Source organism: Synechococcus sp. R3-13 (genome assembly GCF_047462195.1).
Lineage (GTDB): Bacteria > Cyanobacteriota > Cyanobacteriia > Thermostichales > Thermostichaceae > Thermostichus.
Genome location: NZ_JANSIO010000025.1, coordinates 1 through 6524, shown reverse-complemented (window position 1 = coordinate 6524; position 6524 = coordinate 1). Strand labels below are relative to the sequence as shown.

Here is a 6524-nt window from a genome sequence, read left to right as displayed (position 1 = left end):
GGGGGTACCCACCACATGGCAGGTGTGCAACAGCTTGTCGAAAAACTCCCAACTGCTCAGCCCAGCGGGTGTTTTCACCCAGACGTAGGGGGCATTCACGCCGCCATAGACTTGGATCCCCACCTCGGCCAATTGCTCGCGAATGATGCGGGCATTTTCCAGGTAAAACTGCACCAGACCTCGCACCTGCGCCTGCCCCGCTTCGGAATAAACTGCCTCTGCCCCTCGTTGCACAATGTAGGACACCCCGTTGAACTTGGTGGATTGGCGGCGATACCACAAGCTCCACAGATCCACCCAGGATCCATCGGCAGCTTGCCCCCGCACAGACTTGGGCACTACCGTAAAGGCGCAGCGGGTGCCGGTAAACCCAGCGGTTTTGGAAAAGGAGCGGAACTCAATAGCGCATTCCCGCGCCCCCGGAATCTCGTAGATGGAGTGGGGGATCCCAGGCTCGGTGATGTAAGCTTCGTAGGCGGCGTCGAACAGGATCAAGGAGTTGTGGGCACGGGCATAGTCCACCCAGTTCTGCAGATGCTCCCGCGTGGCCACTGCACCTGTGGGGTTATTGGGGAAGCAGAGGTAGATCACATCCACCTTTTGGCTGGGCAGGCTGGCGGTGAAGTGATTTTCGGCGGTGATGGGCAGATAGACTAGGCCCTCATATTCGCCGCGTTCGTTGGCTGGCCCTGTATGGCCCGCCATCACGTTGGTGTCCACATAAACCGGATAGACGGGATCCGTGATGGCAATGGTGTTGTCGTGGCCGAGGATATCCAGGATGTTGCCGCAGTCGCACTTGGAGCCATCGGAGACGAAGATCTCGGAAGCATCGATATCGCAGTTGCGAGCTTGGAAGTCGTGCTGGGCAATGGCCTGGCGCAGCCACTCATAGCCTTGTTCTGGCCCATAGCCGCGGAAGGTGGCCCGTTCCCCCATCTCTTCCACCGCCCGGATCATGGCTGTCCGACAGGCTTCCGGCAGCGGCTCGGTGACATCGCCAATCCCCATTTTGATGATCTGAGCTTCGGGATGGGCGGCGGCAAAGGATTGTACCCGTCGGGCAATTTCAGGGAAAAGATAGCCGGCTTTGAGCTTAAGGAAATGGTCGTTGATCCTGGCCATGGAGATTTGCCGAAGAGGAGTTGACATTCCCCCCTAAAAGCAGGGGATTCTTTCAAGCGCTCCGCGCCGCCAGAGGCGAACAGCGCTATGGGCATGGAGCTCATTCTCTGAGGTGTTGGGGAACCAGCGCAGGAGGCCGGTGGGTTTGAGCCACAGACCTTTCTTGCGCACCACGCGCCAAAAGGCGACGAGGGCTCTGAAATACAATTCTCCAGAGGCCAAAGCCAACTGGTGCAACTGTGGGAAAGTCGCTGACTTCAGCTCCGGACGCAATACACTGACTTTCACCAGTGCCTCGAGAAAGATCATAGCGCTCTGTGCCACCAGAGGCGTTCGCGAAAGCATCGCGTAGCGATAAAGCAAAAGCCGCCCTACTGGCTTGCTAAGGCCTACGGCCCGCCAAGGCGAACCGCGTAGCGGTAAGTCGGGGCTTGTTCGTTTTAGCAGCGCGGAGCGCCGAACCCGGTTTTCCTGGTCAGCCGGCTTGGCGTTGCTGCTGCAGCTCGGCAAAGGCCCGACAGAAGTCTTCCTGTTGGATGACCAGGGTTTTGGCATCCACCGACTCTGAGGTGGCCCGGTGGCGACGAATGGCAGCGATGGCGGCGCGGTTGCTGAGCAGGGCGAGGTCGGCACCACTCCAACCTTCGGTTTGCTCAGCCCACCCTTGCAAATCCACATCGGGCCCCAGGGGACGCTTGCGGTTGTGAACGGCCAAAATTTCCCGTCGCCCGCTGCGATCCGGCAGCTCCACGCTCAGGTGTAGCTCCAACCTGCCGGCCCGGGTGAGGGCGGGATCCAAACTGGCCTTGCGGTTGGTGGCGGCCACCACCAACACCCCCTGGCTGGGGCGGATCCCGTCCAGCTCTGCCAGCAGTTGCCCCAGAACGCGGTCGCTGACCCCACTATCCCCGGAGTAGCTTCCCCGCGCCGGGGCCAGGGTATCGATCTCGTCGATGAAAATCACGCAGGGGGCACACTGCCGAGCACGGGCAAACAGCTCCCGCACCGCCTGCTCGGAGGATCCCACCCATTTGCTGAGCAGCTCCGGGCCGGAGACGGCGATGAAGTTGGCCTTAGCCTGGGAAGCGATGGCTTTGGCCAACAGGGTTTTGCCGGTGCCGGGCGGCCCGCTCAGGAGAATCCCCTTGGGTGCTTGGGCCTGAGCCTGCTCGTACAACTCAGGGTGAAGCAGGGATCCCTCGATGGCCTCTTGCAAAATCTGCTTGGCGTGATCCAAACCGCCAATTTGATCCCAGCTCACCTGTGGGGATTCGATCTCCACCGAGCGCAGCACCGCCGGCTTCACCTGTTGCAGAGCCTGTTGAAAATCTGCCGCCGAGACCGTCAACGAGTCGGGGATGGGGGATCCCAAATCGGGCACCTGCCGCCGCAAAGCCGCATAGGCTGCCGCCTGACACAACCCCCGCAGATCTGCCCCCACAAAGCCCAAGGTCTGATCCGCCAAGCTGTCCAGATCCACATCCTCCGCCAAGGGCATGTCGCGGGTGTGGATGGCCAAGATCTCCCGCCGCCCCTCCCGATCCGGCACCTTGAAGATCACCTCCCGGTCAAAGCGCCCCGGTCGCCGCAGAGCCGGATCCAGAGCCTCGGGCCGGTTGGTGGCTGCCAGCACCACGATCCCCTTTTGGGCCACAAACCCGTCCATCAGCCCCAGCATCTGGGCCACCAGGCGTTTTTCCACCTCCCCCTCGACAGTGGCGCGGTTGGGCACTAGGGCATCGATTTCGTCAATAAACACCAGACAGGGAGCCGATTTGGCTGCCTTTTCAAACAGTTGCCGCAGGCGCGCCTCCGCCTCGCCGTAGTACTTGCCGATCAGCTCCGGGCCGACAATGGCGATGTAGTTCACCCCCAGGCTCTCGGCCAGGGCGCGGGCCGTCAGGGTTTTGCCGGTGCCGGGGGGGCCTACCAACAACACGCCGCGGGGCGGATCCAACCCCAGCTTGGCCAGCAGATCGGGCCGCTTGAGGGGGATCTCCACCATCTCCCGCAGCGCTTGGAGCTGTTCCCTCAGTCCCCCCACATCCTTGAGGCGTGGCCCAGCCCAAGACTCTGGGCGGTCGGCAGAAGTTGCTGGCGGGTCGGGCACAGCGGCCTTGGACGGTTCCTGGAAGCGAACCGCAGACATCACTTGGGGCTCGCTGCTCCAGGGGGGATCCCCCGTTTGGGCAGGGCTGCGGCGGCGGGGGATGGAGCCGGAAGGGGGAATAGAACTGCCCAGAGGACGGGCCTGGATGCGGACTTCGGTTCGCAGCTCTCCACTTTGCTTTTTCTCGTCCAGCTTCTGAGCCAGCTCGATCAACTGCTCAATGCCCTGTACAAAGTCACTTAAATTGGCCATAGCCGGGATTTTCCATCCACACAAGTTATCTGCAAATTGACCCGCCAGAGGTGCTAACTCATCCCCTGCCTGGCCAGCTCAGGTGAGGAGAGTTCCACGGCTAGATGCTCAGTATGATACCCTTCACTGCGGCTGCCGTCGGTGTTGGGCAAGGAGAATCTGCTCTCGGATCCAGCCCAGCCAGGGCTCCAGCCCGTCACCCGTCTTGGCAGAAAGACAAAAAATCGGCACAGAAGGGTTGATCTCGCGGATATTGGCCTGGATCCGATCCAAATCCACCTCCAACACAGGAACCAGATCCACTTTGGTGATCAGCAGACAATCCGCCTCTCGAAACATGATTGGGTACTTGAGAGGCTTGTCTTCCCCTTCTGTGACGCTGAGCAGTGCTACCTTGGCGTGTTCCCCCACCTCAAACTCCGCCGGGCAGACCAAGTTGCCGACATTTTCCACCAGCAGCAAATCCAGTTGTTGGGGATCCAGCAGTGCTTCCAATTGCTGCAAGCCCCCGGCCACCATGGCCGCATCCAAATGACAGGCCCGCCCCGTGTTGATGGCAATCACCGGGATCCCGTAGCGACGCAACCGCTCCGCGTCCAGTTGGGTCGTCATGTCTCCCTCGATCACCGCCAGGCGCAGCGAGCCGGCAAGAGCGACCACGGTTTTCTCCATCAAAGACGTCTTACCCGCCCCCGGCGCGCTCATGAGGTTCAGACAGGTTACTCCCCAGGCATCAAAATGCTCCCGGTTGTGGTCGGCCTGGTGTTGATTGGCGTGGAGCAGGTTAATCCCCAGATCCAAGACTTGGTGCATGGCACAACCCGTGTTGCGGTTGAGGAGAAAACGCTCTAGCTGCGGAAAGAGCTGGATTCGGCCACCGTAGGGGTGGGAGAAGGGCCGACGGAGAGTTTACGCACCTCGGAGCAGAAAGAAGCCATGCTGAAGCCACCGAACCGCTTGACAGTGCTGGCCCGCAGGCGCAAGTTGGGGCTGGCAAACCAAATGCGCTCTTCCGATTCGGTCATCTCATACTGGGTGTAGAGGGTGAGGGCACCATCGGATCCCATGACATAGGTACCGGCCACCGGCACTTTCTCGGCGTAGCCCTGATCCCGCAGCAACTGCCCGCGCATGGGATCGGTCTCATCGGGGATAGGTACCAGCACCACATCTCCCTTGTACTCTTCGTTATCCCACTCCTGCTCGCCATCCCACTGCACCCGCGCTGCTCCCACAGCTCGTCGGGGATCCACCTTGAACAACTCGCAAACCCGTATGACTGCCGGATCGGTTGCCGAAAGCGTTGCAATTTGGACTCTCGACCTCCCCCCCTCAGAGCGGCGAAAAGCCAAATGATGGCTGGTGCGCTGGCACATCCACTCCCCGGCACTGAGGGCAAAAAACTCCATTACGGTCATCATGGCCGACGCGGATCCTCATCGATGGAACAGGGTTCGCCGATCTTAGCTTGCACGGCAACCCTCAATCTTGCCGATCTTGCCGACTTTGGTGTTCGCGCCAGAACTGCTCCGCAAAAGCCACCGTCGGGTGGAGAGGGGCACGGGGTTTGCTGCGCAGGGGCATGTTGGCCTCTTCAGGGGTGCGGTTGCCCTTGCGTTGATTGCAGCGTTCGCAAGCCGTCACCACATTGTCCCAACTGTGGGATCCCCCTTTGGAGAGGGGCACGACATGATCCAAGGTCAGATTGTGGGTGCTGCCACAATACTGGCAGGTGTGGTGATCCCGCCGCAAAACCTCCCGCCGATTCACAGGGGGCACGCGCCAAGCGCGCTCTTTGCCCTTGATGGTCAGGCGAATATGTTCGGGCACTTCAATGACCTGGTTGGGGGAGCGCACCTTCCACACCGGCACATTCATCATCGAGAGCGGTTCGGCTTTGCCTGTTAGCAGCAGCACGATTGCCCGCTTGATATTGACCCGGCTAATGGGCAAATAGTTTTGGGAAAAGACAACGATCGACTGTTCCAGAAGGTGGGTAGCGGCAGTCATGGCTCAGCTCTTCCATTTGCCGCCATTCTCCTGAGGAATCTGCCGAATGGCAAGCTTTTCCCCACCGCCATCGACACCGGCAGAGCTCAGACATTCAAGAGTTTCTTACGATCGCCAGCCAGACAGATGGGCTAGTATCCGGGTGATGGTTGGATCCCGTACCGCCCATGACTTACCCGCTGCACGTCGCTCTGGTTTGGCACCAACACCAACCCCTCTACAAAAGTCCGGTGGCGGGTAAATATCGCATGCCTTGGGTGCGCCTACACGGGATCAAAGATTACCTGGACTTGGTCTTGCTGCTGGAGCGCTATCCCCGCCTGCACCAAACGGTCAACTTGGTGCCCTCCCTGATTGTGCAAATCGAAGAGTACGTAGCCGGCTCGGCTTTTGATCCTTACCTGGAACTGACCCTATCCCCTGTCGAAAAGCTCGGCCCCGATCAACTGCGCTTTGTGGTCGAGCGCTTCTTCGACAGCCACTACCCCACCATGATCGAGCCCTACCCCCGCTATCGGCAGCTCTACAACCAACGGGAATCTCAGGGGGTGAACTGGTGTCTGCAGTACTGGACTCCGCAGGACTTCAGCGATCTGCTGGCCTGGCACAACCTGTCTTGGTTTGATCCCCTCTTTCAGGAGGATCCTGAGATCGAGGGCTGGATTAAGATGGGATCCGGTTTTACCCTGGCGGATCGGCAGCGGATCTACGCCAAGCAACAACAGATCCTCGGCGCCATCTTGCCCCAACACGCCAAACTGCAGAGCAACGGCCAACTGGAGCTGACCACCAGCCCCTATACCCACCCCATCTTGCCCCTGTTGGTGAGCGAGCGCTCGGCACGGGTGGCCCGCCCAGGGTTGCCCTTACCTCGCTACCCCTTTCACTGGGAGCAGGATGTCCACACCCAACTGGAGCGGGCTAAGCAGATCTATCGGGAGCGCTTTGGCCGCGAGCCGCGGGGCCTGTGGCCTTCGGAGCAATCGGTGAGCCCTGCCATTGTGCCGATTGTGCAAGAACAGGGCTT

The 6524-nt window shown here is 60.4% G+C and carries 6 protein-coding genes and 1 pseudogene; 1 reads left to right on the top strand and 6 read right to left on the bottom strand.

Going from position 1 to position 6524, the window contains the following annotated elements; translation table 11 throughout:
* The 6 genes from NW856_RS00835 to NW856_RS00810 all read right to left on the bottom strand — a co-directional run.
* Positions 1-1125 (bottom strand): LL-diaminopimelate aminotransferase (locus tag NW856_RS00835; protein ID WP_414398616.1); only part of this gene is annotated, 1125 nt, incomplete at its 3' end.
* Between the two features lie 33 nt (positions 1126-1158).
* On the bottom strand, positions 1159-1434 hold the full coding sequence (locus tag NW856_RS00830; protein ID WP_414358425.1) for a hypothetical protein: 276 nt from the start codon (positions 1432-1434) through the stop codon (positions 1159-1161).
* A 166-nt stretch (positions 1435-1600) separates the two neighbouring features.
* Positions 1601-3487 carry an AAA family ATPase gene (locus tag NW856_RS00825; RefSeq protein WP_414398615.1) on the bottom strand — a complete coding sequence of 629 codons (1887 nt, stop codon included), beginning with the start codon at positions 3485-3487 and terminating at the stop codon, positions 1601-1603.
* A gap of 123 nt (positions 3488-3610) precedes the next feature.
* Positions 3611-4300: a hydrogenase nickel incorporation protein HypB gene (gene hypB, locus NW856_RS00820; RefSeq protein ID WP_414398614.1), complete on the bottom strand. Its 690-nt coding sequence runs from the start codon at positions 4298-4300 to the stop codon at positions 3611-3613.
* A gap of 35 nt (positions 4301-4335) precedes the next feature.
* Positions 4336-4908, bottom strand: coding sequence for a phycobiliprotein lyase (locus NW856_RS00815; protein WP_414398613.1), 573 nt, complete (start codon positions 4906-4908; stop codon positions 4336-4338).
* 61 nt (positions 4909-4969) lie between these two features.
* A complete protein-coding gene (locus NW856_RS00810; RefSeq protein WP_414398611.1) occupies positions 4970-5497 on the bottom strand; it encodes an HNH endonuclease in 528 nt (175 codons plus the stop codon).
* Positions 5498-5664: 167 nt separating this feature from the next.
* Here NW856_RS00810 and NW856_RS00805 point away from each other — a divergent pair.
* Positions 5665-6524 (top strand): annotated as a pseudogene (locus NW856_RS00805) (glycoside hydrolase); the annotation flags it as partial.